Annotated in this window: 24 protein-coding genes and 1 pseudogene; 14 read left to right on the top strand and 11 right to left on the bottom strand. The window is 74.6% G+C overall.

Annotated features, from left to right (window positions below):
* Positions 1-43: 43 nt before the first annotated feature.
* Positions 44-865 carry an SAM-dependent methyltransferase gene (locus ACWEO5_RS29760; protein WP_452165291.1) on the bottom strand — a complete coding sequence of 274 codons (822 nt, stop codon included), beginning with the start codon at positions 863-865 and terminating at the stop codon, positions 44-46.
* 313 nt (positions 866-1178) lie between these two features.
* Here ACWEO5_RS29760 and ACWEO5_RS29755 point away from each other — a divergent pair, with 313 nt between their 5' ends.
* Both ACWEO5_RS29755 and ACWEO5_RS29750 read left to right on the top strand, forming a co-directional pair.
* Entirely contained in the window at positions 1179-1781 is a 603-nt protein-coding gene (locus ACWEO5_RS29755; protein ID WP_452165290.1) for an RNA polymerase sigma factor, read from the top strand.
* Positions 1782-1845: 64 nt separating this feature from the next.
* A complete protein-coding gene (locus ACWEO5_RS29750) occupies positions 1846-2478 on the top strand; it encodes a hypothetical protein (protein WP_452165289.1) in 633 nt (210 codons plus the stop codon).
* A 15-nt stretch (positions 2479-2493) separates the two neighbouring features.
* Here the strand turns inward: ACWEO5_RS29750 and ACWEO5_RS29745 are convergent, their stop codons facing one another.
* Positions 2494-3033: an AAA family ATPase gene (locus ACWEO5_RS29745; RefSeq protein ID WP_452165288.1), complete on the bottom strand. Its 540-nt coding sequence runs from the start codon at positions 3031-3033 to the stop codon at positions 2494-2496.
* Between the two features lie 423 nt (positions 3034-3456).
* Here ACWEO5_RS29745 and ACWEO5_RS29740 point away from each other — a divergent pair, with 423 nt between their 5' ends.
* The 4 genes from ACWEO5_RS29740 to ACWEO5_RS29725 all read left to right on the top strand — a co-directional run bounded on the left by ACWEO5_RS29740 (position 3457) and on the right by ACWEO5_RS29725 (position 11247).
* Complete coding sequence (locus ACWEO5_RS29740) at positions 3457-4842, top strand: sulfatase family protein (RefSeq protein WP_452165287.1); 1386 nt, start codon at positions 3457-3459, stop codon at positions 4840-4842.
* Positions 4843-4945: 103 nt separating this feature from the next.
* Positions 4946-5989 carry a formylglycine-generating enzyme family protein gene (locus ACWEO5_RS29735; protein WP_452165286.1) on the top strand — a complete coding sequence of 348 codons (1044 nt, stop codon included), beginning with the start codon at positions 4946-4948 and terminating at the stop codon, positions 5987-5989.
* A gap of 226 nt (positions 5990-6215) precedes the next feature.
* Positions 6216-8363 (top strand): M4 family metallopeptidase, encoded by a 2148-nt coding sequence (locus ACWEO5_RS29730; RefSeq protein WP_452165285.1) that lies wholly within the window; start codon positions 6216-6218, stop codon positions 8361-8363.
* A gap of 121 nt (positions 8364-8484) precedes the next feature.
* Positions 8485-11247, top strand: coding sequence for an ATP-binding protein (locus tag ACWEO5_RS29725; protein WP_452165284.1), 2763 nt, complete (start codon positions 8485-8487; stop codon positions 11245-11247).
* A gap of 56 nt (positions 11248-11303) precedes the next feature.
* Here ACWEO5_RS29725 and ACWEO5_RS29720 read toward each other — a convergent pair whose 3' ends face one another.
* Both ACWEO5_RS29720 and ACWEO5_RS29715 read right to left on the bottom strand, forming a co-directional pair.
* Positions 11304-11846, bottom strand: a complete 543-nt coding sequence (locus ACWEO5_RS29720) for an MOSC domain-containing protein (RefSeq protein ID WP_452165283.1) — start codon at positions 11844-11846, stop codon at positions 11304-11306.
* A 64-nt stretch (positions 11847-11910) separates the two neighbouring features.
* Positions 11911-12834, bottom strand: coding sequence for a LysR family transcriptional regulator (locus tag ACWEO5_RS29715; protein WP_452165282.1), 924 nt, complete (start codon positions 12832-12834; stop codon positions 11911-11913).
* Positions 12835-12918: 84 nt separating this feature from the next.
* Here ACWEO5_RS29715 and ACWEO5_RS29710 point away from each other — a divergent pair, with 84 nt between their 5' ends.
* The 3 genes from ACWEO5_RS29710 to ACWEO5_RS29700 are packed head-to-tail and all read left to right on the top strand — an operon-like array spanning position 12919 to position 16348.
* A complete protein-coding gene (locus ACWEO5_RS29710; RefSeq protein WP_452165281.1) occupies positions 12919-13650 on the top strand; it encodes a succinate dehydrogenase cytochrome b subunit in 732 nt (243 codons plus the stop codon).
* Between the two features lie 29 nt (positions 13651-13679).
* Positions 13680-15623 carry a fumarate reductase/succinate dehydrogenase flavoprotein subunit gene (locus ACWEO5_RS29705; protein WP_452165280.1) on the top strand — a complete coding sequence of 648 codons (1944 nt, stop codon included), beginning with the start codon at positions 13680-13682 and terminating at the stop codon, positions 15621-15623.
* Positions 15620-16348 carry a succinate dehydrogenase/fumarate reductase iron-sulfur subunit gene (locus ACWEO5_RS29700; RefSeq protein WP_344557081.1) on the top strand — a complete coding sequence of 243 codons (729 nt, stop codon included), beginning with the start codon at positions 15620-15622 and terminating at the stop codon, positions 16346-16348. The genes ACWEO5_RS29705 and ACWEO5_RS29700 overlap by 4 nt, the downstream gene beginning before the upstream one ends.
* Here ACWEO5_RS29700 and ACWEO5_RS29695 read toward each other — a convergent pair.
* A complete protein-coding gene (locus ACWEO5_RS29695) occupies positions 16323-16679 on the bottom strand; it encodes a putative quinol monooxygenase (RefSeq protein WP_452165279.1) in 357 nt (118 codons plus the stop codon). The genes ACWEO5_RS29700 and ACWEO5_RS29695 overlap by 26 nt on opposite strands.
* Positions 16680-16743: 64 nt before the next feature.
* On the opposite strand from ACWEO5_RS29695, the gene ACWEO5_RS29690 reads away from it, so the two are divergent.
* Positions 16744-17091: a MerR family transcriptional regulator gene (locus ACWEO5_RS29690; protein WP_452165292.1), complete on the top strand. Its 348-nt coding sequence runs from the start codon at positions 16744-16746 to the stop codon at positions 17089-17091.
* Between the two features lie 7 nt (positions 17092-17098).
* On the opposite strand, the gene ACWEO5_RS29685 is transcribed toward ACWEO5_RS29690, so the two are convergent.
* Positions 17099-18097, bottom strand: a complete 999-nt coding sequence (locus tag ACWEO5_RS29685) for an Lrp/AsnC family transcriptional regulator (RefSeq protein ID WP_452165278.1) — start codon at positions 18095-18097, stop codon at positions 17099-17101.
* A 122-nt stretch (positions 18098-18219) separates the two neighbouring features.
* Between ACWEO5_RS29685 and ACWEO5_RS29680 the strand changes: the two genes are divergently transcribed.
* Positions 18220-19707 (top strand): MFS transporter, encoded by a 1488-nt coding sequence (locus ACWEO5_RS29680; RefSeq protein WP_452165277.1) that lies wholly within the window; start codon positions 18220-18222, stop codon positions 19705-19707.
* Between the two features lie 22 nt (positions 19708-19729).
* On the opposite strand, the gene ACWEO5_RS29675 is transcribed toward ACWEO5_RS29680, so the two are convergent.
* Entirely contained in the window at positions 19730-20140 is a 411-nt protein-coding gene (locus tag ACWEO5_RS29675; protein WP_452165276.1) for an STAS domain-containing protein, read from the bottom strand.
* A 240-nt stretch (positions 20141-20380) separates the two neighbouring features.
* On the opposite strand from ACWEO5_RS29675, the gene ACWEO5_RS29670 reads away from it, so the two are divergent.
* Positions 20381-20800 (top strand): ATP-binding protein, encoded by a 420-nt coding sequence (locus tag ACWEO5_RS29670; RefSeq protein ID WP_452165275.1) that lies wholly within the window; start codon positions 20381-20383, stop codon positions 20798-20800.
* A 136-nt stretch (positions 20801-20936) separates the two neighbouring features.
* Here ACWEO5_RS29670 and ACWEO5_RS29665 read toward each other — a convergent pair.
* Positions 20937-21137: pseudogene (locus ACWEO5_RS29665) on the bottom strand (winged helix-turn-helix transcriptional regulator); the annotation flags it as partial.
* Between ACWEO5_RS29665 and ACWEO5_RS29660 the strand changes: the two are divergent.
* The gene (locus ACWEO5_RS29660) at positions 21039-21452 is read left to right on the top strand and encodes a hypothetical protein (RefSeq protein WP_452165293.1); all 414 of its coding nucleotides are present in this window, start codon (positions 21039-21041) and stop codon (positions 21450-21452) included. The pseudogene ACWEO5_RS29665 and the gene ACWEO5_RS29660 sit on opposite strands and share 99 nt — an antisense overlap.
* 58 nt (positions 21453-21510) lie before the next feature.
* Here the strand turns inward: ACWEO5_RS29660 and ACWEO5_RS29655 are convergent, their stop codons facing one another.
* Together ACWEO5_RS29655 and ligD are read right to left on the bottom strand one after the other, a co-directional pair.
* Complete coding sequence (locus ACWEO5_RS29655; protein ID WP_452165274.1) at positions 21511-22956, bottom strand: serine hydrolase domain-containing protein; 1446 nt, start codon at positions 22954-22956, stop codon at positions 21511-21513.
* A 107-nt stretch (positions 22957-23063) separates the two neighbouring features.
* Positions 23064-24065: a non-homologous end-joining DNA ligase gene (gene ligD, locus ACWEO5_RS29650; protein WP_452165273.1), complete on the bottom strand. Its 1002-nt coding sequence runs from the start codon at positions 24063-24065 to the stop codon at positions 23064-23066.
* 103 nt (positions 24066-24168) lie between these two features.
* Here ligD and ACWEO5_RS29645 point away from each other — a divergent pair, with 103 nt between their 5' ends.
* The gene (locus ACWEO5_RS29645) at positions 24169-25233 is read left to right on the top strand and encodes an ATP-dependent DNA ligase (RefSeq protein ID WP_452165272.1); all 1065 of its coding nucleotides are present in this window, start codon (positions 24169-24171) and stop codon (positions 25231-25233) included.
* Here ACWEO5_RS29645 and ACWEO5_RS29640 read toward each other — a convergent pair.
* Positions 25206-25941 (bottom strand): TetR/AcrR family transcriptional regulator (locus ACWEO5_RS29640; RefSeq protein WP_452165271.1); only part of this gene is annotated, 736 nt, incomplete at its 5' end. The two genes, ACWEO5_RS29645 and ACWEO5_RS29640, sit on opposite strands and share 28 nt — an antisense overlap.

Here is a 25941-nt window from a genome sequence, read left to right as displayed (position 1 = left end):
CGCGCCGCCGCGCCGCCCGGGCCCCGCGCAGGGGCGGGAGCGGTCAGGGGCGGACGGCGACGGCGCCGTAGCAGGAGGCGCCGGCGTCGGTGATGTGCTCGGTGTCGTCCTCGGCGTCGGGGGAGGGGTTCCAGCGGGGGGTGGCGACGATGCCGGGGTCGAGGACGTCCCAGCCGGTGAAGAAGCGGCCGAACTCCTCGCTGGTGCAGGCCGCGACGGGGGTGCCGGCCGCGGTGTAGACCTGGATCAGCCGGGCGGTCTCGTCGGGGGCGAAGTCGGGCGTGAGGTGGGTCATCACCAGGGCGGAGCCGCTGGGCAGTCGGGACTTGAGGCGCTCGGTGATCCGGTGCGCCTCGTCCGGGACGAAGTGCAGCAGGGCGTTCATGCTGAGCGCGATCGGCCGGTCGAAGTCGAGGGTGCGGGCGGCGGCCTCCAGCAGGGCGTCGGGTTCGCGCACGTCGGCCTGGACGTAGGCGGTGACGCCCTGTTCGGTGCCGCGCAGCAGGGCCTGGGCGTGCAGCAGCACGATCGGGTCGTTGTCGGCGTAGACCACCGCGGCGTCCGGCGCGATCCGCTGGGCGACCTCGTGCAGGTTCGGGGAGGTGGGGATGCCGGTGCCGATGTCGAGGAACTGGCGGATGCCCGCCTCGGCGAGCCGGCGGGTGGTGCGGCGCATGAAGGCGCGGTTGGCGCGGGCGGCGGAGCGGGCGTAGGGGAAGACGGCCAGGGCGCGGCCGGCGGCCTCCCGGTCGGCCGGGAAGTTGGTGGTGCCGCCCAGGTAGAAGTCGTACATGCGCGCCGAGTGCGCCAGGTGGATGTCGAGGCTGACCTCGACCCCGTCGGTCCGCTCGCCTGCCGTCGTCATGGTCTCCCCCTGATCGTCCGTCACTGCGCCCCCACTATGCCCACACGGGCGAACGGACAGGCAAGGGTGCGGGACCGGTCCAGTGCGATGGTCGGCGAAACGGTCGGAAGCGGTCGTCGGGCGGTCAGGAACGGTCATCGCCCTGGATAGGCAGGTTTTCGGCTAGAGCGACTTATGTCTGATCTTGAAACCTCTTGTGCCGGATTAGCATCTCGGTACCTGATGCGCCTTAATGTTCTTCCAGGGGACGTGAGTTCCTGCGGCGGCGCCGTGCCGGCCGTCGGCCCGGTACCGCTGGGGAGGAGTTGGGTGCGTGACGTCACAGGGCAACGAGTTTGCTCCCCGCGCGAACGGGGACGGCTCCGAAAGTGACTGGACGGTGGGGGACCGGCACCGCCTGACGTTCGACGCGTTCTGCGACACCCACCACCGGACGTGGTCCGGCTTCGCGGGCACCCGCCTGCACGACGGCGCCGCGCGCGAGGCGGTGGAGACCGCGAAGGGCCGGGTCTGGCGGGAGTGGCCGCGGATCCTGCGCGAGGAGTTCCCGGCGTTCCAGGCGTGGACGATCCTCAAGGAGGAGGTCGGCGCGGCCCTGCTGCGGCGGATGATGGACGGCGAGCCGCCGCCCGCGCCGGGGCTGGTCCCGCGCTGGGTGCGCGCGGTGCGGGTCGCCGCCGAGCGGGCGCACCACCTGCCGGAGACCGGCGCGAGCCACGAGCGGTTGTACGCTGCGCTGTGCGGACTGTCCGAACGGCGCCACGACGTCGTGGTGCTGCGCTACCTGCTCGGCCTGACGGACACCCAGATCGCCGACTGCCTGGCCACCACGGAGGCCAACGTGCGCTCCACCGCGGGCCAGGCCCTCGACCGGCTGGCCGCCGCCCTCGGCGGCCACCGCGAGCGGCACCGGTGAGCGGGCGGCACCGACGGAGAGGCGGCACCGATGAGCGGGCAGCACGGATGAGCGAGGAGCACCGATGAGCGCCGGACGCGACGGCCTCCACTCGCCCACCCGGACGTCCCGGCCGCGCCCCGACGACACCGGCGTGTCCTGGGAGCGGCTGCTGACCGCCCCGCGCCCCTTCCCCTCCGAGCACCTGCAGGCCGCCCACGAACTCGACCTCGCCACCAGCCTGTTGCTGGCGATGCCGACCGCCGCCGCCTCGCTGGACCTGCTCGTCAACGACCGCCGGATCCACCCCGAGGGCGCCCTCGTCCTGGGCGCCCTGCTGCACGCCGCGCACCACCGCGAGGGCGCCCAGTTCTGGTGGCAGTTCGCGGCCGGCGCCGGCTCCTACACCGCCGCGTCCTGCCTGAGCCTGCTGCACCGCAGCCTCGGCGAGTTCCTGGACGCCGAGGTCTGGCGCCGCCAGGCCGAGGCGCTGGCCGCCGGTCCCCGCCCCCCGCAGCGGGTGCTCGGCTTCCGGGACGCGCTGCTCCCGGCCGGGGTGCTGGCCGAGCTGCTCGCGCTGTGCCACGAAGGGCTGGACGTGAAGCTCCCGCCCCGGCTGGCCGCCGTGATCCACCAACTCCCGGTCGCCTGCGACGACCCCGAGTACGGCGAACTGCCGCAGGTCAGCAGCACCCTGGTCCGCGACCTGGCCAGGTGAGGCCCCGGCCCGCGCTCAGTACTGCTGGATCACCCGCTCGCCCTCGCCGACCGGCTCCTCGAAGGCGTCGAAGTAGCGCCGCAGGGTCTCCGCGGAGACGGTGACGCTGTTGGCGTCCTCGCGCCGGTTGCGGACCGCGAGGCGGCGCAGCAGGACCGGCAGTTCGGCCCGCAGCCGCACCAACTCCCAGCGGCAGCCGTGCCGTTCGACCAGCGCCTTGTAGCGCTCCCGGGTGCTCCGCCGCCAGAAGCTGTAGTCGACCACCACCGGGCGGCGGGCCTCCAGCAACCGGACGAGCTCCTGCCACAGCTCCTCCTCGGCCTCCGCCTTGAGCCGCTCGTACACCGCCGGGTCCAGCAGCGCCGCGTCCCGCCCGGTCCGGGCCCACACCACCTCGTCGATCGACAGCCGGACGAAGCCGCGCCGCTCCAGCGCCTTCGCGCAGGTGCTCTTGCCCGAGCCGGGCAGCCCGCACATCAGCACGACCAGGCCGGGCTCCGCCCCGTCCAGGTCCGGCAGCAGTTCCGCTTCGCGCACTCCGTCCACGCCGTCCACGCCGTCCACCTTAGGACGCCCGGACCGGCGCCGGACACCCGTTTTCGCCGCCGTGCCGCAGCCTCCCGTCCCGCCCGGCCCCGGCTCCCGGCCCGCTCCTCCGCCGGCGTCCACCGCGTCCGCGCCCTCGTCCACGAAGGGCCGGACGTACGGGTGCACCGGTCGGCCGGCCGGGGCGCCGGGGGTTTCGGGCGGTGTGCGAAACATTGCAACGGGCCCGTGAAAAGCGTGCGTTGTCTGCCCGCAGCCGATTGCGGGCGGCCTCGGCGCGCCCTTAGGTTCACCGTCAGCGCGCCGCGCACGATCCGCCGGCCGGGGACGCCCGCCGACTCGCACCGCCTGCCGCCACTCCTCCGGTGACTCCAGCGAAAGGGCACGCACACCATGAGTCGGAACCCCGAACCTCCCCGCGAAGAAACGAAGTTGGGTCGCCGTGGCTTCCTGGCCGGCGCCGCCTCGGTGGCCGCCGCCACCGCGCTGCCGCTGGGCCTGGGCGCCGGGAGCGCCGCCGCCGCGGCCGGCGCCCGGCCCAACATCCTGGTGATCCTCACCGACGACCAGCCCAAGCAGACCGAGTGGGCCACCCCGAAGACGGTGGACTGGCTGGTCGGCCACGGCGTGCGGTTCACCTCCGGGCACGTCACCACGCCGCTGTGCGCGCCGTCCCGCTCGTCGATCTTCAGCGGGAAGTACGCCCACCACCACGGCGTCCGCGACAACGGCCACCCGTACAACCTCGACCAGCACGACACGATCCAGCGGGCGCTCCGCCAGGCCGGTTACCGCACCGGCCTGTTCGGCAAGTACCTGAACGCCTGGCAGCCGGCCGACAACCCGCCGCACTTCGAGGAGTGGCTGCTGTCGGACCCGGTGGTCTACAACGACGGGCAGTACAACGACAACGGCACCGTGCACACCATCCCCGGCTACTCCACCTCGGTCATCCGCGACCGCGCGCTGGCCTTCCTCGACAAGGCCGCCACCGACACCCGCCCCTGGTTCGCGTTCGTCGCGCCGAAGGCCCCGCACGCGCCGAACACCCCCGAGCCCAAGTACGCCGACACGACCGTCCCGGTCTGGAACGGCCGCCCGTCGGTCGACGAGGCCGACCGCAGCGACAAGCCCGCGTGGATCCAGAACTCCACCGGCACCCTCGCCACCGGACGCCAGGTGCGGGCCAACCAGCTGCGCACGCTGCTCTCGGTGGACGACGCGGTGCAGGCGATCCACGACAGGCTGGCCGCGCTCGGGCAGTTGCAGAACACCTTGGTGGTCTACCTCGGTGACAACGGCTACACCTGGGCCGACCACGGCTGGTCCAAGAAGTCGGTGCCCTACCTGCCTTCCGTCGAGGTGCCGTTCTACGTCTCCTGGCCGGCCGGCGGCCTCGGCGCGGGCAGCCCCGCCGACCACCGGATCGTGGCCAACATCGACATCGCCCCCACCGTCCTGGAGGCTGCCGGGATCACCCCCGACTGGGCGGTCGACGGACACTCGCTGCTCGGCCCGTACAGCCGCGACCACCTGCTGGTCGAGTGGTGGGAGCAGGGCCCCCACCAGGCCGGGAGCCCGCACACCTGGTCCTCCTACCTGTCGAGGACCGAGCAGTACACCGAGTACTACAAGCTGCACACCGATGCGGACGGCCTGCCCGTCGGCACCGGCGAGGTCGCCTTCCGGGAGTACTACGACCTGGACGCCGACCCGTACCAGCTGGTCAACAAGCTGTACCAGGCCACCCCGGCCCAGGAGCAGGCGCTCGGCGTCCCGGCCCTCGCGGCCACCCTCAACGCCGAGCGCACCGCCTGACCCACCCCCCCGCGACACCCCCCGTGACACCCCTCCGAGCCCCGGCCGGTCGTCTCCCCGGCGGCCGGCCGGACCCCGCACCCCCCGCGAAGAAGAGGCCGCCATGCTCTCCTGCTGCACCCCCGGGCACGAGCCCGCCGACCTCGGCCCGTCCGTACCGACCCCGCTGCCCACCCTGCCCGTCCTGACCCTGGAAGCCGCGCCCCCCGTGCCCCCCGCGCCCCCGGCGGCTGCCGCGCCCCCCGCGCCCCCGGTGCCTCCCGCTCCCGCGGCCCTCTCGCCCGCCGCGCTGCGGGCCGCCCGCGGGCTGCTGGCCCTGCCCGGCGGGGCGTTCCTGATGGGCGGTCAGGACCCGGACGGCGTTCCGGGGGACGGCGAGGGCCCGGTCCGCGAGGTGCGGCTCACGCCGTTCGCGATCGCGGCGACCACCGTCACCAACGCCGAGTTCGCCTCCTTCGTCCGGGAGACCGGGCACGTCACCGACGCCGAGCGCTTCGGCTCCAGCTTCGTCTTCGAGGGCTTCCTCGCCGACCGGGTGCGCGCCGCCTCCCCGCAGGTCGCCGCCACCCCGTGGTGGCGGGCCGTCGAGGGCGCCAGCTGGCGCGCCCCCGAGGGCCCCGGCAGCGACTTCGCCGCCCGCCAGCAGCACCCCGTGGTGCACGTCTCCTGGAACGACGCCCGGGCGTACTGCGCCTGGTCCGGCACCCGGCTGCCCACCGAGGCCCAGTGGGAGTACGCCGCGCGCGGCGGGACGGTCGGCACCCGCTACCCGTGGGGCGACGAACTCGCCCCCGGCGGACGGGAGATGCTCAATATCTGGCAGGGCGACTTCCCGGCCCGCAGCGTCGGCCGGCACCGCTCCACCGCCCCGGTCCGCTCCTACCGCCCCAACGGCCACGGCCTCTACAACGTGCTCGGCAACGTGTGGGAGTGGTGCGCCGACCGGTTCAGCCCCGACCACCACCGCCCGGACACCCCCGCCACCCGGCAGGACCCGCTCGGCCCGCCCACCGGCCCCGCCCGGGTCATGCGCGGCGGCTCCCACATGTGCCACGCCTCCTACTGCAACCGCTACCGGCTGGCCGCCCGGTCCGCCAACACCCCCGACAGCTCCAGCGGCAACATCGGCTTCCGGATCGCCCGTTGAGCACGTGCCCGGGGTGACGGGCGCCGGCCGGCCGCACGTCGGAAGGGTTCCCCGGGGGAGGGGGCGGCGCACCCTTGACCGGCCCTTGCCGGGTCGGCGAGGGCATGTCGCGGAGGTGCTCCGCGGTCCTAGCGTCCTGCCGCCGAGCTGAAACCGGCCGCGACGCCACACCCCATCGGCGTCGCGGCCGTCCCCCATCAACCCCGGCTCGGTGGGAGGAAACCCGATGAACCGCAAGACCGCTCTGGCGGCAGCTGTTGCGGCCGCCCTCACCCTGGGCACCGTGGCAGTGGCGAGTTCCCAGTCCCCCGCACTGGCCAGCGGCACCACCGCGAACGGTGCCGGGTACCAGGCGATGACCGCGCTGGGCCGCGCCACGGTGATGGAGCAGGCGGAGAAGGAGGCCAAGGGGCTCGCCAAGAGCCTGGGCCTCGGCGCGGACGAGCGCCTGCTGCCCAAGGACGTGATGGTCGACAACGACGGTTCCCGGCACGTGCGCTACGACCGCACCTACCGCGGGCTGCCGGTGGTCGGCGGCGACCTGGTCGTGCACTACGCGAAGAACGGCAAGCCCACCTCGACCACCTGGGCCCACGAGGGCGCGATCGAGGTGGCGGGCGTGACGCCCAAGCTGACCGGCAAGGACGCCTCGGCCACCGCCGTGCGCAGCGCCAAGCACGTCAAGCAGGCCCGCACCACCAACCTCGACACCAGCCAGCTGGTGGTCTGGGCGGTCGGCAAGGTCCCGGTGCTGGCCTACCGCAACACCGTCACCGGCGCCGGCGAGGCGGGCGCCGACTCCCGCGAGGCGGTCCTGCTGGACGCCGCCAGCGGCGTGGTGCTCGACCAGTACGAGGTCAACCAGACCGTCTCCGGCACCGGCAACGGCGTCAACGTCGGCCAGGTCTCCATCGAGACCAGCCAGGGCGGCAGCGGCTACACGCTGACCGACGCGCTGCACGGCTCCACGGTCGTCTACGACTCGTACAACAGCCCGCAGTCGAACCCGGCGCAGAACGCCCGGACCTTCTCCAAGTCGTCCAACTCCTGGGGCAACGGCTCCACTTCGAGCCGGGAGAGCGCCGCGGTGGACGCCTCCTACGGCCTGGCGAAGACCTGGGACTTCTACAAGAACACCTTCAACCGCTCCGGCATCCGCAACGACGGCCGCGGCGCCCCCGCGTACGTGCACGTGGACAACCAGCTGCTGAACGCGTTCTACGACGACTCCTGCTTCTGCATGTCCTTCGGCGACGGCTCCTCGCAGAACGGCAACACGCCGCTGACCGCGCTGGACGTCTCCGGCCACGAGATGAGCCACGGCGTCACCGCCGCCACCGCCAACCTGAACTACTCCGGCGAGTCCGGCGGCCTCAACGAGGCGACCTCCGACATCTTCGGCACCATGGTCGAGTTCTACGCCAACAACGCCACCGACCCCGGCGACTACTACATCGGCGAGAAGCTCCGGATGGGCAACGGCTACCTGCGCCGGATGGACAACCCGGCCGCCGACGGCTCCTCGCTGTCCTGCTACAGCAGCCGGGCCGGCCAGGTCGACGTGCACTACTCGTCCGGCATCGCCAACCACTTCTTCTACCTGGCCGCCGAGGGCACCGGCGCCAAGACCATCGGCGGCCTGCCGCACAACGGCACCCCGTGCAACGGCGACACCTTCAGCGGCATCGGCAAGGACAAGGCCGCGGCGATCTGGTACCGCGCCCTGTCCACCTACATGACCTCCACCACCAACTACTCCTCGGCGCGCACCGCGACCCTGCAGGCCGCCTCCGACCTGTACGGGGCGAACTCGCAGGAGCGGTACATCGTCTCCAAGGCGTGGGCCGCAGTCTCGCTCGGCACCGCGCTGCCCGACCCGGGCGGCAACCAGTCGCCCACCCCGTCTCCGACCTCCTCGCCCACCGGCAACCCCAACCCGGGCAACGCGCTGGTCAACGGGAACTTCGAGCAGGGCGCCACCGGTTGGACCCAGAGCGCCAACGACATCACCAACTCCACCCAGCAGGCCGCGCACGGCGGCTCCTGGTACGCCTGGATGATGGGCTACGGCTCCGCCGCCAGCGAGACCCTCTCGCAGAGCAGCGTCGCGGTGCCCACCGGCAGCCCCAAGCTCACCTTCTGGCTCAAGGTCACCACCCAGGAGTCCGGCTCCACCGCCTACGACACCCTGAAGGTGAACGTCAACGGCCAGACCGTGGCGACGTACTCCAACGCCAACGCCTCCGCCGGCTACGTGCAGAAGACCGTCGACCTGAGCGCCTTCGCGGGCCAGACCGTCAGCCTCTCCTTCACCGGCCAGGAGGACGCCTACCTGTCCACCGTCTTCCTGCTCGACGACGTCAGTGTCGGCTGACGGAGGTTCCCTGAAGTTCCCAACGATCAAGCCTTAAAAGGGACTTAACAGCGACTCGTGAGGGTGTCGTGTTCATGCGACACCCTCGCGCAGCCGGTTCCGAGACGGCACACTGACCGCCATGACCGGCATCCTCCCCGGCCCGACCGGAGCCGCCACCACCCCGGCGGACCCGACCGAGCCCCCACTCGTCGACCGCACCCACCTGCTCGCCGAGATCCGGGCCGCACTCACCGCCACCGGCGGCGTCCTGCTGCACGGGCCGGCCGGGATCGGGAAGACCGCACTGCTCGACGCACTCGCCCAGGAGACCGGACCGGCCGGCGGCACCGTCCTGCGCAGCAGCCCCACCGCCGCCGAGGCGGACCTGCCGCACCTCGCCCTGATCGACCTGCTCGGCGAAGCCCTCCCCGGCCTCGCCGAGGAACTGCCCGACCACCTGCGCCAGGCCCTGGAGTGCGCGCTGCTGCACCGCGCCCCCCAACCCGGCACCCCCACCGACCCGTTGGCCGTCCGGGTGGCCGTCCTGGAAGCCCTGCGCCGGCTCGCCCAGCGCGGCCCCGTGCTCGTCCTGCTCGACGACACCCAGTGGCTCGACGAAGCCAGCCGCCAGGTCATCGCCTTCACCGCCCGCCGGCTCACCGACCGCCGGGTCCGCTTCGCCGTCACCGAACGCACCGAACACGCCGACGCCGCACCCGAGATGGGCGCACTCTGCCCGCCCGCCGCCCGCGAGATCGCCGTCGGACCGCTCGGCGAACGCGGCACCGGCGCCCTGCTGCGCGAACGCCTCGACCTGCGCCTCAGCGGCCTCACCCTCACCCGGGTGCACACCGTCAGCGGTGGAAACCCCTACTACGCCCTGGAGTTGGGCCGCTCACTGGCCGCCGGCAGCAGCGAGAGCGCACTCGCCGCCGACCCCGCCCGCCCGCTCGACGTCCCGCACCGGCTGCGCGCCCTGGTCTCCGCCCGGCTCGGCGAACTCCCCGACGCCGCACGGCAGTCGCTCACCGTCCTGGCCGCCGCCCGGACCGGCACCGGCCTGCCCGACACCGTCACCGAGCCGCTCGCCGCCGCCCGCCGACACGGCATCGTCCAGCCGACCCCCGCCGGCACGCCCCAGTTCAGCCACCCCCTGGTCGCCGAAGTCGTGCTCGCCGACGCCACCCCCGCCGCCCTGCGCGACGCCCACCGGCTGCTCGCCGACCTCGCCGCCGACCCGGTCGAACAGGTCCGCCACCAGGCCCTCGCCGCCGACGCCGCCGACCCGCAGCTCGCCTCCCGGCTGCACCGCGCCGCCGACACCGCACTCACCCGCGGCGCCCCCGGCACCGCCGCCGAACTGCTCCGCCTCGCCGCCGACCACACCCCCGACCCCGACACCGCCGGACGCCGCCTGCTCTCCGCCGCCCGCAACGCCGCCGCCGCCGGACTGCCCGACCTCGCCCGCGCCTGCGGCGAACGCCTGGAGAGCGCCCCCGCCGCCGACGTCCGGGTGCACGCCCGGCTGCTGCTCGCCCGGCTGCTCGGCCCCGACCACCCCGGCGCCGAACCCCTGCTCGCCGCCGCCGCCGAGGACACCGGCGGCCACCCCGCGCTCACCGCCGCCGTCCACCAGGAGCGCGCCGTCCGCGCCCTGCACCGCGGCGACCGGGCCGAAGGGCTCGCCGAACTCGCCACCGCCGAGAAGCACGCCGACCAGGCCGACGACCCCGACCTACTGGTCGAACTCCTCGCCCAGCGCGCCCCGTTGACCCTGCTCACCGACCCCGCCCTCGGCCTGGCCCAACTCGAACGCGGCTGCCGCCTCGCCGCCGGACGGCCCCCCACAGCCGCCGCCGTGTTCTGCCGCGAAGGACTCGCCGTCGCCGCCCTGCGCAGCGGCGACCTGCCCCGCGCCGTCGCCGAGGTCGAAGCCCTGCGCGCCGAGGTCGAAGCCGCCGGCCGCACCGAGGACCTCGCCAACGTCCTCTACATCTCCGCCTCCGTCTACGAACGCGCGGGCCGCTGCACCGAGGCGTACGCCGCCGGCCGCGCCGCCCACGACCTGCGCGAACGCATCGAACCCAGCCCCGGCCCGGCCCGGGTGCTCGGCGGCGCCGCCGAACTCAACGGCGGCACCGCCGACCGCGCCGCCCACCTGCTGGACTCCGCGATCCGCGCCGCCGAGAACGACCACGACCGCGAGTGGCTCGCCTACGCCCACGGACTGCGCGGCCGGGTCGAACTCCTGCGCGGCAACCACCCGGCCGCCGCCGAACACCTCACCCGGTGCCAACTCCTGCTGCGCCGCATGGAGTTCACCGACCCCTCCCTCTTCCTGGTGGACGCCGACCTGGCCGAGGCGCTCGCCCTCTCCGGCCGCCCCGAGGAGGCCGCCGCCACCCTCGCCGACGCCCGCGAACGCGCCACCCGGCTCGGCCGCGAGGTCCTCACCCTCGGCCTGCACCGGGCCGAAGCCCACCTCGCCGCCGCCACCGACCCCCGCCGCGCCGCCGACACGCTGCGCGCGCTGCTCCCCGCCACCCACCCCTACCCGCTCGAAATCGCCCGCGCCCACCTCGCGCTGGGCGCCCTGGAGCGCCGGGCCCGCCGCCGCGCCGCCGCCCGCACCGCCCTCCAGGAGGCCCACGCCCGCTACACCGCCGCCGGCTGCCTGCCCTGGCAGCAGCACGCCGCCGCCCTGGCCGCCCTCGACGCCCTGGAGGCCGACCCCACCCCCATGCAGCAGCAGATCCTCGCCCTGATCCGCTCCGGCGCCACCAACCGCGAGATCGCCGCCCGCCTGCACCTCTCGGTCAAGGCCGTCGAGGCCAACCTGACCCGCCTCTACCGCCAGTACGGGGTCCGGGGCCGGGCCGAACTGGCCCGCCACCGGGACTGACCGGCCGCCACCGGAAGCGCCGACCGGGCGCCACCGGAAACACCGGCCGGACGCGCTCAGACCCGGTCGAGCGGCCGGTGCGGTTCGGGCGGCAGCGTGACGGTGATGCCGTCGCCGGGGCGGACCTCGCCGCCGGAGCGGACCACGCCCATGATCCCGGCCTTGCGGACCACCGCCCCGGTCGCGTCCCGCCCCACCACCTGCTTGAGCAGGCCGTGCCGGAAGTTGTCGATCTGCGCGCACGGGTTGCGCAGCCCGGTCACCTCGACCTCGGCCGCGTCCCCGAAGCGCAGCACCGCGCCGACCGGCAGCCCCAGCAGGTCGACGCCCCGGGTGGTGACGTTCTCGCCCAACTGGCCCGGCTCGACGGTGAATCCGGCCTCCGCCAGTTCCTCGAACAGCTCGGCGTGCATCAGGTGCACCTGCCGCAGGTTCGGCTGGGACGGGTCCTGCGCGACCCGGGAGCGGTGCTTCACCGTCACCCCGGCGTGCACGTCCCCCTCGACCCCGAGGCCCTCCAGCAGCCGGATCCCCTCCCGGTTCGGCTTCGTGAACGAGTACTCCCCGTTGCTGCTGACCGCAACCACGCTCCCGGTCACCCGGACCACCTCTCGTCGCACTGATGTTCCGTGCACCCACCCTATACGCGCGGCCCGCCGGGGGTCAGGGGGTGGGGAGCAGCCGGGTGCCCGGGGGTAGCGAGTCGGTGCGGTCGGCCTCCCGGAGGTAGGCGAGCAGCGTCTCGCGGAACGTGTCCGCGGCCCGGGTGAGCGGCAGGTCGCGGCCGTGGGCGAGGGCGATGGTGCGGCCGAGGCCGGGCGGGGCGAAGGGGGTGCTGGGCAGGGCGGCGCTGGCGGCGACCATGCCGGGGACGACCGCGGGGCCCAGCCCGGCCCGGACGGCGGCCAGCACGGCGTCCATCTCACCGCCCTCGACCGCGTACGAGGGCTCGAACCCGGCCGCCCGGCAGGCCGCCAGGGTGGTCTCGCGGACGTCGTAGCCCTCGCGGAACATCACCAGGTCCCGGCCGCGCAGGTCGGCGATCCGGGCCCGGCGGCGGGGGAGCGGGGCCGCCGAGACCAGCACCAGGTCCTCGTGCAGCAGCGGGGTGACGGCCAGCGGGTCGGTGGCGGCGGAGGCGGGGGTGATGACCAGCGCGAGGTCCAGCTGCCCGGCCTCCAGGTCGCGGACCAGGTCGCGCGAGCCGCCCTCGGTGAGCCGCAGGTCCACCCCGGGGTGCCGGGCCCGGTAGCTGCCCAGCACCTGCGGGACGAGGCTGGCGCACAGCGAGGGCGGCGCGCCGAAGCGGACCCGGCCGCGGCGCAGCTGCACCGTCTCGGCGACGGCCCGCCGGGCGCTGTCCGCGTCGGCCAGGATCCGGCGGGCCAGCGGCAGCAGGGCCTGGCCGGCGTCGGTCAGGGTCGTCCCGGAGCGCGAGCGGTGGAACAGCTCGGCGCCCAACTCCCGTTCCAGGGCGCGGACCTGCTGGGAGAGCGAGGGCTGCGAGACGTGGCTCAGCTCGGCGGCCCGGGTGAAGTGCCGGGCGTCGGCGACCGCGACGAAGTAGGCGAGCTGCTGCAACTGCACACCAGCCATCATAGGCATTGCCTATCGTGATCAGCGCTTCCATGTCTTGGACACCCGCGACACGCCCGGCTTACGGTCATGGTCATGGCTCCTGCTACCCGGACGAACCGGACGAACCGGACCCCCGCCCCCGGCCGGCACCCGTCCTCCCTGGCGTCGCTGTGGCGCAGCTCGGTCGGCAAGAAGGCGGTGATGGCGGTCAGCGGCCTGCTGATGCTGGCCTACCTGGTCGCCCACATGCTCGGCAACCTCAAGGTGTTCTTCGGCCCGGACGACATCAACGGCTACGCGCACTGGCTGCGCACCATCGGCGAGCCGTTCCTGCACCACGGCTGGTTCCTCTGGCTGGCCCGGCTGGTCCTGCTGGCGGCGGTGGTCGCCCACGGCACCGCCGCCTACCAGTTCTCCCGCCGGGACGTGCGGGCCCGCCCGGTGAAGTACGTGCACCGGCGGCAGCGGGCGACGTACGCGACCCGGACGATGCGCTGGGGCGGGGTGATCCTCGGCCTGTTCGTGGTCTGGCACATCCTCGACCTGACCACCCTCACGGTGAACCCGGCCGCCGAGGAGGGCCACCCGTACCAGAACATCGTCGCCTCCTTCTCGACCTGGTACTCGGGCGCGATCTACTGCCTGGCGATGCTGGCGCTCGGCCTGCACGTGCGGCACGGGTTCTGGAGCGCCGCGCAGACCCTCGGCGCCAACGACCCGCGCCGGGACCGGGCGTTGAAGCTCGCCGCGAACGGGCTGGCGCTGCTGCTGACCGCCGGGTTCCTGTCGGTGCCGGTGGCCGTGATGGCCGGACTGGTCCGATGAACCCCCCACACCCCACCGGGAGCACGGCAATGAGCTACCTCGACTACACCCTCGGCGCGCCGGTCGCCGACACCGCCGCCCCGGCCGGGCCGATCGAACAGCGCTGGGAGCGGCGGCGGTTCGAGGCCAAGCTGGTCAACCCGGCCAACCGCCGCAAGCACACCGTGATCGTGGTCGGCACCGGCCTGGCCGGCGGTGCGGCCGGCGCGACGCTGGCCGAACAGGGCTACCACGTCGTCCAGTTCTGCTTCCAGGACTCCCCGCGGCGCGCTCACTCGATCGCCGCCCAGGGCGGCATCAACGCGGCCAAGAACTACCGCAACGACGGCGACTCGGTGCGCCGGCTGTTCTACGACACCGTCAAGGGCGGCGACTTCCGGGCCCGCGAGTCCAACGTGCACCGCCTGGCCGAGGTCTCGGTGGAGATCATCGACCAGTGCGTGGCCCAGGGCGTCCCGTTCGCCCGCGAGTACGGCGGCCTGCTCGACACCCGCTCCTTCGGCGGCGTCCAGGTCTCCCGCACCTTCTACGCCCGCGGCCAGACCGGCCAGCAGCTGCTGCTCGGCGCCTACCAGGCGCTGTCCCGGCAGATCGCCGCCGGGAACGTCGAGATGCACCCGCGCACCGAGATGCTCGACCTGCTGGTGGTCGACGGCCGGGCCCGCGGCATCGTCGCCCGCGACCTGGTCACCGGCGAGATCCGCTCGTACACCGCGGACGCCGTGGTGCTGGCCACCGGCGGCTACGGCAACGTCTTCTACCTCTCCACCAACGCCAAGAACTCCAACGCGACGGCGATCTGGCGGGCCCACCGGCGCGGCGCCCTGTTCGCGAACCCGTGCTTCACCCAGATCCACCCCACCTGCATCCCGCGCTCCGGCGACCACCAGTCCAAACTGACCCTGATGAGCGAGTCGCTGCGCAACGACGGCCGGATCTGGGTCCCGAAGGCGAAGGGCGACACCCGCCCCGCCGGGCAGATCCCCGAGGACGAGCGGGACTACTACCTGGAGCGGATCTACCCGGCGTTCGGCAACCTGGTGCCCCGCGACATCGCCTCCCGGGCCGCCAAGGTGGTCTGCGACGAGGGCCGCGGCGTCGGCCCCGGCGGGCAGGGCGTCTACCTGGACTTCGCCGACGCGATCGCCCGGCTCGGCCGGGACGCCGTCGAGGCCAAGTACGGCAACCTGTTCGAGATGTACCAGCGGATCACCGCCGAGGACCCGTACACCGTCCCGATGCGGATCTACCCGGCGATCCACTACACGATGGGCGGCCTCTGGGTCGACTACGACCTGCAGACCACGATCCCGGGCCTGTTCGCGATCGGCGAGGCCAACTTCTCCGACCACGGCGCCAACCGGCTCGGCGCCAGCGCCCTGATGCAGGGCCTCGCCGACGGCTACTTCGTGCTGCCGCCCACCCTCAACGACTACCTGGGCCGCACCAAGCTCGCCGCCGTCCCCGCCGACCACCCCGAACTCGCCGCCGTGGAAGCCGAGTCCGCCGACCGGCTGAACCTGATCCTGGCCGTCGACGGCGACCGCACCCCCGACTCCTTCCACCGCGAACTCGGCGAACTCCTCTGGGAGGAGTGCGGAATGGCCCGCGACGAGGCCGGGCTGCGCCGCGCGCTGGCCCGGATCCCGCGGATCCGGGAGGAGTTCTGGCGCCGGATCAAGGTGCCCGGCACCGGCGAGGAGCTCAACCAGGCACTGGAGAAGGCCAACCGGCTGGTCGACTACTTCGAACTCGCCGAACTCATGTGCCTGGACGCGCTGCACCGCGCCGAGTCCTGCGGCGGCCACTTCCGCACCGAGTCCGCCACCCCCGACGGCGAAGCCGCCCGCCGCGACGAGGAGTTCGGCTACGCCGCCGCCTGGGAGTTCACCGGCACCGGCGAGGCCCCCGTCCTGCACCAGGAAGAGCTCGTCTTCGAGCACGTCCACCCCACCCAGCGGAGCTACGCGTGAACCTCACCCTGCGCATCTGGCGCCAGCAAGGCCCGGACACCCCGGGCGAGATGACCGAGTACCGGGTCTCCGGGATCAGCGAGGACATGTCCTTCCTGGAGATGCTCGACACCCTCAACGAGGAACTGATCCTGCGCGGCGAACGGCCGGTCGCCTTCGACCACGACTGCCGCGAGGGCATCTGCGGCGCCTGCGGCATGGTCATCAACGGCCAGGCCCACGGTCCCGAACGCACCACCACCTGCCAGCTGCACATGCGGCACTTCGCCGACGGCGACACCATCGACGTCGAACCCTGGCGGGCCGGCGCCTTCCCCGTGGTCCGCGACCTGGTGGTGGACCGCTCCGCCCTCGACCGGATCATCGGCTCCGGCGGCTACGTCACCGCCCCCACCGGCTCCGCCCCCGAGGCGCACGCCACCCCCGTCCCCAAGGAGGCCGCCGACCTGGCCTTCGAGCACGCCGAGTGCATCGGCTGCGGGGCCTGCGTCGCCGCCTGCCCCAACGGCTCCGCGATGCTGTTCACCGCCGCCAAGGTCGTCCACCTCAACGTGCTCCCGCAGGGCGCCCCCGAACGGGCCTCCCGGGTGCGGAACATGGTGGAGACCATGGACGCGGAGGGCTTCGGCGGCTGCACCAACACCGGCGAGTGCGCCACCGCCTGCCCCAAGGGCATCCCGCTGACCGGCATCTCCCGCCTCAACCGCGAGTTCCTGCGGAGCTGACCGGCTCACCGGCCAACCACCCCTCGTAGGCTTCCGGAACGCCGGCCAGGTGCTCCGGGAGCCGCGCCAGCACCTCCCTCAGCACGGCCGTGCCGTGGTGCAGCGCGAGGTCCGCCCGGCTCGCCCACAGCTCGTACAGGAAGAACCGGCCGTCCTCCTGCTCGTGCAGCCGGTACACCAGGCTGCCGGCGTGCGAGCGCGAGGGCTCCACCAGTTCGGCCAGCAGTCCCCGCAGTTGCTCGCGGTGGCCGTCCTTCGGGGTCAGGAAGCCGTAGAGCGCCACCGGCTCGGCGGCGGTGTCGGCACCGTTCGTGTTCTGGTTCGTCGTCATGTCGGCAACCGTAGGATGTGACACCGGTGAGAGGTTCAAGGCGGAGCGGCGTGAGGTGGGTCACATGATGCGGATCGGCGAACTCTCCAGGGCCACCGGCGTCCCGGTGCGGCTGCTGCGCTACTACGAGCAGCAGGAGTTGCTCACCGCGCACCGCACCCCCGGCGGCCACCGCGAGTACGCCGCCGACGCGCCCGTCCAGGTCGGCCGGATCCGCGCACTGCTCGCCGCCGGGCTCACCAGTCGCACCATCCGCGAACTGATGCCCTGCTACGAGGACGGCGAACTGCACCCCTGCGTCCGTGACCGGCTGACCGTCCAGCTCGCCGACCTGAACGCCCGGATCGACGAACTCGCCACCGCCCGCGACGCCCTGGCGGACCTCACCGCCCGCATCCCGCAACCTGCCTGACGGTGCGTCAGTTGTCGCGCGGGGTCGGCAGCGGCAGCGGCCCCGGCCCCTTGACGGTCCGGATGGTCGGCGCGGTCTCCACGTGCTGCACCCCGGACAGCGCCGCCACCCGGGTGGTCAGGTAGGCGTACAGCTCCCGCGCGCCGCGGGTGATCACCACCGCGTGCAGGTTGCTCGGACCGGTCGTCGCACAGGCGTACGCCACCTCCGGATGGGCGGCCAACGCCTCACCGGCCGCGGCGAGTTCGGACGGCACCACGTTCAGCCACAGGCAGGTGTGGCTGCGCAGTCCGAAGATCCGCCAGTCCACGTCCAGGTCGAAGTAGAGCGCGCCGGACGCGGTCAGCTCCTCCAGTCGGCGGCGCACCGTGCTCTCCGACTTCCCGCAGGCGGCGGCCAGTTCGGCCAGCGGCGCCCGCCCGTCCGCCGCCAGCACGCCCAGCAGGCGGCGGTCCGTCGCGTCCAACTCCGGTACGGGGGAGTCGGATCCGGCCGTCTCCGGCCCGTCCGGGGCGAGCGCCGCGACCTGTTCGGCGCTCAGCGCACCGGACTTGGCCACCAGGCTCTGCGGGCCGCCGAAGAAGGTGTGCAGCACGCAGTGCGCGGCCACGCTCAGCACGCTCGGCGTGCGCGGCAGGTGCTGGAGCAGCAGCGAGTGGTCCGCGCGCTCCGGCGGGGTCCGGGTCGTGCAGGAGATCTCCGTCCCGCCCGAGTTCAGCGACACCCACACGGTGTCCTCCCGGCGGGCCAGCGCGGCGGCCACCGCCCCCGCCGAGTCCGGCGCGCAGCGCACCCGCAACTGCCAGCGCGCCTCGCCCAGCCGCTCCGGATCGGTCAACCCCAGCACCCGGACCGCCCCCGCCCCGCGCAGCCGCCCGTACCGGCGCGCCACCGTCTGGTCGGACACCCCCAGCACCGCCGCCAGCCGGCTGAACGCCGCCCGCGGCGCCAACTGCAGCGCGTGCACCAGTTGTCGGTCGATCAGATCGTACGTGTCGGATCCCACCGCCCCAGGATAGACAGTGTCGGAAAGCACCGGAAGTGGCGCACCGGCTAGGGGAAAGCCGCACCCCGGCCCGAAAGTACCGGGAGAACAAGCGACCCCGCCCCGGAAGGACGACCCGTCCCGTGCGCAAGTGGACACCCCTGACGGCCATCTGCGTCGGCGCGTTCATGCTGCTGGTCGACACCAGCATCGTGAACACCGCGCTGCCCGAGATGTCCGAGGACCTGCACTCCACCTTCACCGCCCTGCAGTGGGTGGTCGACGTGTACGCCCTCACCCTCGCCGCCCTGCTGACGGCCTTCGGCTCGCTCGGCGACCGCCTCGGCCACCGCCGCCTCTACCTGACCGGCCTCGCCGTCTTCGGCCTCGCCTCGCTGGCCTGCGCGCTCGCCCCCGGCGCCGGCACCCTGATCGCCGCCCGCGCCGTCCAGGGCATCGGCGCCGCCGCCATGATGACCTCCACCACCGCCCTGCTGAACGCCGCCTACCGGGGCCGCGACCGGGGCACCGCGTTCGGCGTCTGGGGCGCCGTCAACGGCGCCGCGGCCGCCGCCGGACCGGTGCTCGGCGGACTGCTCACCCAGCAGTTCGGCTGGCGCTCGGTCTTCCTGGTCAACCTGCCGGTCGCCGCGCTGGCCGGCTGGCTCACCGTCCGCCGCCTCGCCGCCGACCCGGCCCGCACCGCCCGCCCCGCCGGACGCTTCGACCTGCCCGGCGCCACCGCGTTCACCCTGTTCGCCGCCGCCCTCACCTACGGCCTGATCGAGAGCGGCGAACGCGGCTGGAGCGACCCGCTGGTACTCACCGTCCTGGCCGCCGCCGCGCTCGCCCTCGCCGTCTTCACCGCCGTCGAACTGCGCACCACCCACCCCCTGCTGGACCTCGGCCTGCTGCGCAACCCCGCCTTCGCCGGGCTCGCCGCCGCCGGACTGCTGCTCACCGCCGCCGCCTTCGCCCAGCTCACCTACACCGGCCTGTGGCTCCAACAGGTCCTCCACCTCGGCCCGTTGAGCGCCGGACTCGCCGTCTGCCCACTCGCCGCCGCCGCCTTCGTCACCGCCCCGATCGGCACCCGACTGCTGCGCGGCGCACCCCCGCGGCTGCCGATCGGCCTCGGCCTGGCCCTGATCGGCACCGGCACCCTGCTGCTCGCCCTGGTCTCGCCCGGCTCCGGCTGGACGGTCCTGCTGCCCGGCCTGCTGGTCACCGGCACCGGCGTCGGCCTGGCCACCCCGCAGATGATGTCCGCGGCCCTCGCCACCGTCCCGCGCGAACGCGCCGGCATGGCCTCCGGCGCCTTCAACACCGCCCGCCAGCTCGGCTTCGCCCTGGGCATCGCCGTCCTCGGCACCGTCTTCCAGAACAGCCTGCGCGACCGGGGCGGCGCCGACCCCCGCCACGCCCACGCCGCCGCCCTCGACCGGGTCTACCTGACCGCCGGCGCCGCCGGCCTGGTCGCCGCCGTCCTGGTCGTCCTCCTGGTCCGCCGCCCGGCGGCGCCCGAAACCGCGTCCGAATCCGCGCCCGAATCCGCGCCCGCGCCAGAAACCGCACCCGAACCCGGATCCGCGCCCGCCCTGGTCAAGGACCGCTCCCCGCAGCCGTCCTGACCCGCCCGCCCGCCGCCCGCGGTCACGCCCGCCCCGCCGACGCCAGGCCGCACGCGGGCGACGCGGACGGCGCGGACGGCCCGGGCCGCGCGGGCGGCCGGGGCGCGGCGGGGAGGACCTCGAAGACGGTGTCGGTCTCGGTCACCTCCAGCAGCCGGGCGACCACCGGGCCGGGGGCGGCGAGGCAGAGCACCGTCCCGGCCCCCGCCGCGGCGGTCCGGGCGCGCAGCAGCTGGTTCAGGCAGGACGAGGAGCAGAAGCGCAGCTCGGAGCAGTCGACGACGAGCGTCTCGGGCGCGGGCCGGACGGCCAGCGCCCGGTGCAGGGCGGCGGCGAGGACGTGCTCGGTGTCGCGGTCGGCGTCGCCGCGCAGCGCGAGGACCAGGGTGCCCGGCGGTGCGGGGCGCCGGTCGGCGGTGAGGACGGTGTCCATGATCGGAGTCCTTCCGGCAGGGGAGTCCGGTGGTGTCCTGTTTCGACCCTGCTCCTGCCGAGACCGGTACACAACCCCGGGAACGGAGCGACCCGCCCCGGGACCGCCCGGAGAACGGAACCGGAGCCCCCCGGCGCCCGGGTGCCACCGGCGCCCGTTAGCGTTCGGGCCCGACTGGCAAGACGCGTGGGTGGCGTGCGCGTGCGCGCCGCGCAGGCGTCGAGGCAGGAGGTGGCGGCCATGGGCCCCGGGGACGGCGAGAACCACTGGCACTTCCGGTTCGGGCCCGGCGGAGTCAGGTCGGTCGGACCCGGCCTGGGCTGCGTGCGCGACGTGCTGGCCGCCCTGCCCGACGCCGGTGGCGGCGACGGCGACGGGGCGGGCCGGCGGCGGGACGACGTGCTGCTGGTGGCCTGCGAGCTGCTGGCCAACGCCTGCGACCACGCCCCGGGCGTGACCTGCCTGGACGTCGACCTGGCCGACGGCCACCTGACCGTCGCGGTCACCGACGGGGCGCTCACCCGGCCCGTGCCCGCGCCCTGGCGCCCCGGGCAGCCCCACGGCCATGGTCTGCACGTGGTCGAGCGGATCTCCACCCGGTGGGGCGTCTCCCCGTTCCCCGGCGGCAAGACCGTATGGGCCGCCCTCCCCGCGCCCTGACCCCCGTCGCCTCCCGGACGGAACCGCTCCGCCTCCGCCCGGCGGGCAGGACGGGCGCAGCGTCGAACGGGAACCGACGCCGGCCGCGACCGGATGCTCGACCCGCCCTGCCCCCCACCGTCCGTCCGTCCGGTCGTCAGCGGATCTCGTGGCCCGGATGCTCCAGGTCGTACGCCGCCCGGGCCCCGGCGATGGCGCCGCGGTGCGCGAGCGACCAGTCGGCGAGCGCCTTCACCAGGTGGGTCAGCCCGGCTCCCGTCTCGGTCAACCGGTAGTCGGCCTGGGCCGGGACGGCGGGGTACGCGGTGCGCCGCACCAGGCCGTCGCGGCCGACCCGGCCCCGCACCGCGGCCGGACCCTCGACCTGGTCGGCCTGCCCGTCACCGCCGCCCGGGTCGCCGCCCGGCTCGGCGTCCCGCACTGCGGCATCGGCCTGGACGAGTACCGGCGCCGCCTGCTGGACGAGGCCCCCGGCCTCCTCCCGTTCCAGCCGCCCATGCTCGCCTCGATCGCCACCGGCGTCCGCCGCGGCTTCCTGGCCGGCACCACCCCTGACCTCGCCGACCTGCTCGGCCGCCCTGCCCCCCACCGTCCGCCCGTCCGCCCGTCCGCCCGTCCGCCCGTCCGCCCGTCCGACGTCGCGGCGACCTGACGGACGGCGCGCCCGGGGCCGACCACGCGCCGGGCACGGCGGTGCGCGACACCAACGGTCAGGCGACGTCCGGCCGGGTCATCAGCGGTGCGCGCAGGTGCAGTTCCAGCCGGGGGCCGGTCAGCGGCGGGGTGCTCCACCGGGCCGTCGCCGTTCCCGCCGCCGGGTCGACGGTCAGCCGGACGCGGTGCGGAGTGGTGATCACGTACAGGTCGGCGAGGAAGCGGCCGTCCTGCCAGGCCCCGGCGGCGACCACCGGGCGGCCGAGCGGGGCGCTCTCCCGCCAGGTGCCGTGGCCCACCTCCAGGTCGAGGACGGCCCCGGTGCCGGGGAGCGGTCCGAGCCGGACCCGCCAGCCGCCGTCGACCGGTGCGACGGTGACCGCCGTCCCGGACGGCAGCGCCGACTCCCCGGCGGTGGCGTCCAGCTCCGCGCGGGCCGCCCGGCCCGGTCCGGCCGTGCCCGGCACCGGCCGGAGCGACAGCCGCCGCAGCCGCTCGGCCAGCGCCGCGTCGTCCGCCGCGCCGTCCGCCCGGCCGAGACCGGGCAGCAGGCACTCCCACAGGGCGTCGAACACCGCCTGGGACTCGCCCTGCGCGGTCACGGCCACCACCAGCTCGTGCCCGGGGACCACCACGCACTGCTGCCCGTAGGCGCCGTGGCCGTGGTAGCCGTGCCGGGAGCGCCAGAACTGGTAGCCGTAGCCGCAGGAGAAGTCCGGGTCCCTCGCGCCGCTGACGAACGACTCGGAGGCGACGTGCCGACGCGTCGCGCGCTCGACCCAGGCGCGCGGGACGAGCTGCCGCCCGCCCCAGCGGCCGCCGCGCAGCAGCAGCTCGCCGAAGGCCGCCACCGCCTCGGTGGTCAGGTGCAGCCCGTGGAAGCCGAACGCGGCGCCGCTGCCCACCCGGTCCCACTCGGCGTGGTCGACGCCCATCGGCCCGAACAGCCGCTCGTCGAGGAACTCCGGCAGGCCGCGCCCGGTGACCCGCTCCACGATCCGCGCCAGCAGGAAGGTGGTCGCGTTGTCGTAGACGTGCCGGGTCCCCTCGGGCGCGTCGAACGGCAGGCCGAGGAAGCCCCGCACCAGGTCGTCCGGCTCCCGCGCCCACGCCTCCTCCAGGCTGTCCGCGGCGTGCCCGGCGGTCATCGTCAGCAGGTGGTGCACGGTGATCCGGCGGGCCTGCGCCGATGCCCCGGCCGGCACCCGCTCCGGCAGCAGGTCCGCCACCCGGTCCGCCGGCGACAGCAGGCCGTCGGCGACCGCGAGGCCCACCGCCACCGAGGTGAACGACTTCGTCAACGAGTAGAGCAGGTGCGGCCGTTCGGCCGAGTAGGGCGCCCACCAACCCTCCGCGACGACCCGCCCCCGGTGCACCACCAGCAGCGAGTGGCACTCGACGGGCAGCTCCGCCAGCCGGTCCAGCAGCGCCCCCACCGCCCGGGACGAGAGCCCGGTGGCGGACGGCGCCGAACGCGGCAGCAGGAGGCGCTGAGCAGACATTCCGAACTCCCCGACGGGTACGGGCCCCCGGGTGCGGGGCGGGCCGACCCGCGCATGCTACGGACGGCCCGGGCCGGGCTCCACGGCTTTTCCGCGGACCGCCGCCGTCAGTCCCGCTTCCGGGCCCGGCTCGGCCGCACCCGGGACGGCTCGCCCGGCATCTTCGGGAAGTCCGGCGGGTAGGGCAGGTCGCCCGCGCCCTGGGCCGCGTACAGCTCCAACACCCGTTCCAGCGAAGCCCGTTGACCGTCCATCCCGGCGTGCACGTCGCCGAGCTCGGCGAACCGCCCGGGCAGCGTGCGCAGCGTGAAGTCGGCGGGGGAGACCCGCTCCAGCTCCTCCCAGCGCAGCGGCGCGGAGGCGGTGGCCGACGGGCCGGCCCGCAGCGAGTACGGGGAGGCGATGGTGCGGTCGCGGGCCATCTGGTTGTAGTCGACGAAGATCCGCGCGCCGCGCTCCTCCTTCCACCAGGCGGTGGTGACCTCGCCGCCCGAGCGGTGCTCCAGCTCGCGGCCCAGCGCGATCACCGCGTGCCGGCACTCGGTGAACGTCCAGCGCGGCTCGACCGGCACGATCACGTGCAGGCCCCGGCCGCCGGACGTCTTGGGCCAGCCGGTCAGCCCGAACTCCGCCAGCAGCGGCCGCAGTCGCAGCGCGGCGCGGACGGCGTCGGAGAAGTCGGTGCCGGGCTGCGGGTCGAGGTCGATCCGCAGCTCGTCCGGGTGCTCGGTGTCGGCCCGGCGCACCGGCCACGGGTGGAAGGTCAGGCAGCCCAGGTTGGCCGCCCACAGCACCGCGGCCTCCTCGGTCGGACACACCTCGTCGGCGGTGCGCCCGGACGGGAAGGCGATCCGCGCGGTCGGCAGCCAGTCCGGGACGCTCTTCGGGGCGCGCTTCTGGTAGAACCACTCGCCGTCCACCCCGTCCGGGAAGCGCTGCAGCGTGGTCGGCCGCTCGCGCAGCCCGCGCAGCACCCCGGGCGCGAGGGCCAGGTAGTACTCGGCGACGTCCCGCTTCGTGTACCCGGGCTCCGGGTAGTACACCTTGTCCGGGTTCGACAGCCGCACCGTCCGGCCGCCGACCTCCAGTTCCACCGCTGCTCCAGCCATGCCCCCACGCTAGGTACCCGGCCGCCCCGCCCCCGTCCCGCGACACGCCGGGGCGGACGCGACACGCCGCCCCCGTCCGGCCCGCCGGGCCACCATCGGAGGCATGCAGCTCCCCGTGATGCCCCCGGTGTCCCCGATGCTGGCCAAGCCCGTCGCCGCGATCCCGCCCGGCATGCAGTACGAGGCCAAGTGGGACGGCTTCCGGGCGATCGTCTTCTGCGACGGCGACGAGGTCGAACTCGGCTCCCGCACCGGAAAACCGCTCACCCGGTACTTCCCCGAGGTGGTCGAGGCCGTCCGGGAGCGGCTGCCCGGACGCTGCGTCGTCGACACCGAGATCGTCGTCGCGCACGACGGGCGGCTGCACTTCGAGGAACTGCTGGAACGCATCCACCCCGCCGCCTCCCGGGTCCGCACCCTGGCCGGGCGCACCCCCGCCACCCTGGTCGCCTTCGACCTGCTCGCCCTGGACGACGAGGACCTGACCGGCCGCCCGCTGGCCGAGCGCCGGGCGGCCCTCGTCCGCCTGCTGGCCGGCGCCGCCCCGCCGGTCCACCTCGCCCCCGCCACCACCGACCTGGACACCGCCCGCGACTGGTTCGCCCGCTTCGAGGGCGCCGGGCTGGACGGCGTGGTCGCCAAACCGCTGGACGCCCCCTACCGCCCCGGCGAGCGCACCATGTTCAAGGTCAAGCACGTCCGCACCGCCGACTGCGTGGTGGCCGGCTACCGCGAGCACAAGTCCGGCCCGGTGGTCGGCTCGCTGCTGCTCGGCCTGTACGACACCGACGGCCGGCTGCAGCACGTCGGCGTCAGCGCCTCCTTCCCGATGGCCCGCCGGGCCGAACTCGCCGCCGAACTCGCCCCGTTGCGCCTGGACCCGGCCGACCTCGGCGAGCATCCGTGGGCGCAGTGGGAGGAGGAGCAGGCCCAGGCGGCCGGCCGGCTGCCCGGGGCGGTCAGCCGCTGGACCGGGAAGAAGGACCTGTCCTGGGTGCCGCTGCGCCCCGAGCGGGTGGCCGAGGTCGGCTACGACCACATGGAGGGCACCCGGTTCCGGCACACCACGCAGTTCAAGCGCTGGCGGCCCGACCGCACCCCGGAGAGCTGCACGTACGGGCAGCTGGCGGAGCCGGTCTCCTACGACCTGGGTGCGCTGCTGTCCTGAGCCGGGGGCGCCGTCCGCCCGACCAGCACCGCCAGTCCGTCCAGCAGGCGCTGCAGGCCGAACTCGAAGAGCCGGTCGAGGTCGAAGTCGTAGCCCTCCCGGGTGAGCCGCAGGAAGGTCGGGTGGCCGGCGACCAGCTCCATGAAGACGCCCTCCTGCTGGTCCATCCACTCCTCGGAGTCCTGCCCGGTGGCGGCCTCCGCGGCGGCCTCCATCTCCAGGTTGAGCGCGGTGCCCCGGACGTAGTTGAACAGCGTCAGGTAGGCGGTGAACACGTCCTGCACGCCCAGGCCCTCGGCGACCAGGGCGGACAGCACCCACTCGCCGAACGGCAGCGCGTTGGCCACCGGCTGGGGGCGGGTCACCGAGAGCGCGGACGCCAGCCAGGGGTGCGCCCGGAACAGGTTCCAGAGCAGGTGCGCGGCCAGCTCCAGGCGAGCGCGCCAGCCCGCGGCGCCCTGTGCGGGGGTGAAGGACACGTCGGCGAAGACCCGGTCCATCATCAGGTGCAGCAGGCCGTCCTTGTCCGGGACGTGCCGGTACAGCGACATGGTGGCCACGTCCAGTTCGGCCGCGACCCGGCGCATCGACAGCGCCTCCAGGCCCTCCGCGTCGGCCACCGCGACCGCCGCCGCGACGATCCGCTCCGCCGTCAGCCCGCCCTCCGGCGCGGGCCGCCGGGGCAGCTGCCGCCCCCCGGAACGGGCC

Source organism: Kitasatospora sp. NPDC004272 (assembly GCF_053603035.1).
Note: the sequence above shows the minus strand (reverse complement) of the source record. Positions and strands in the feature narration are given on the sequence as shown.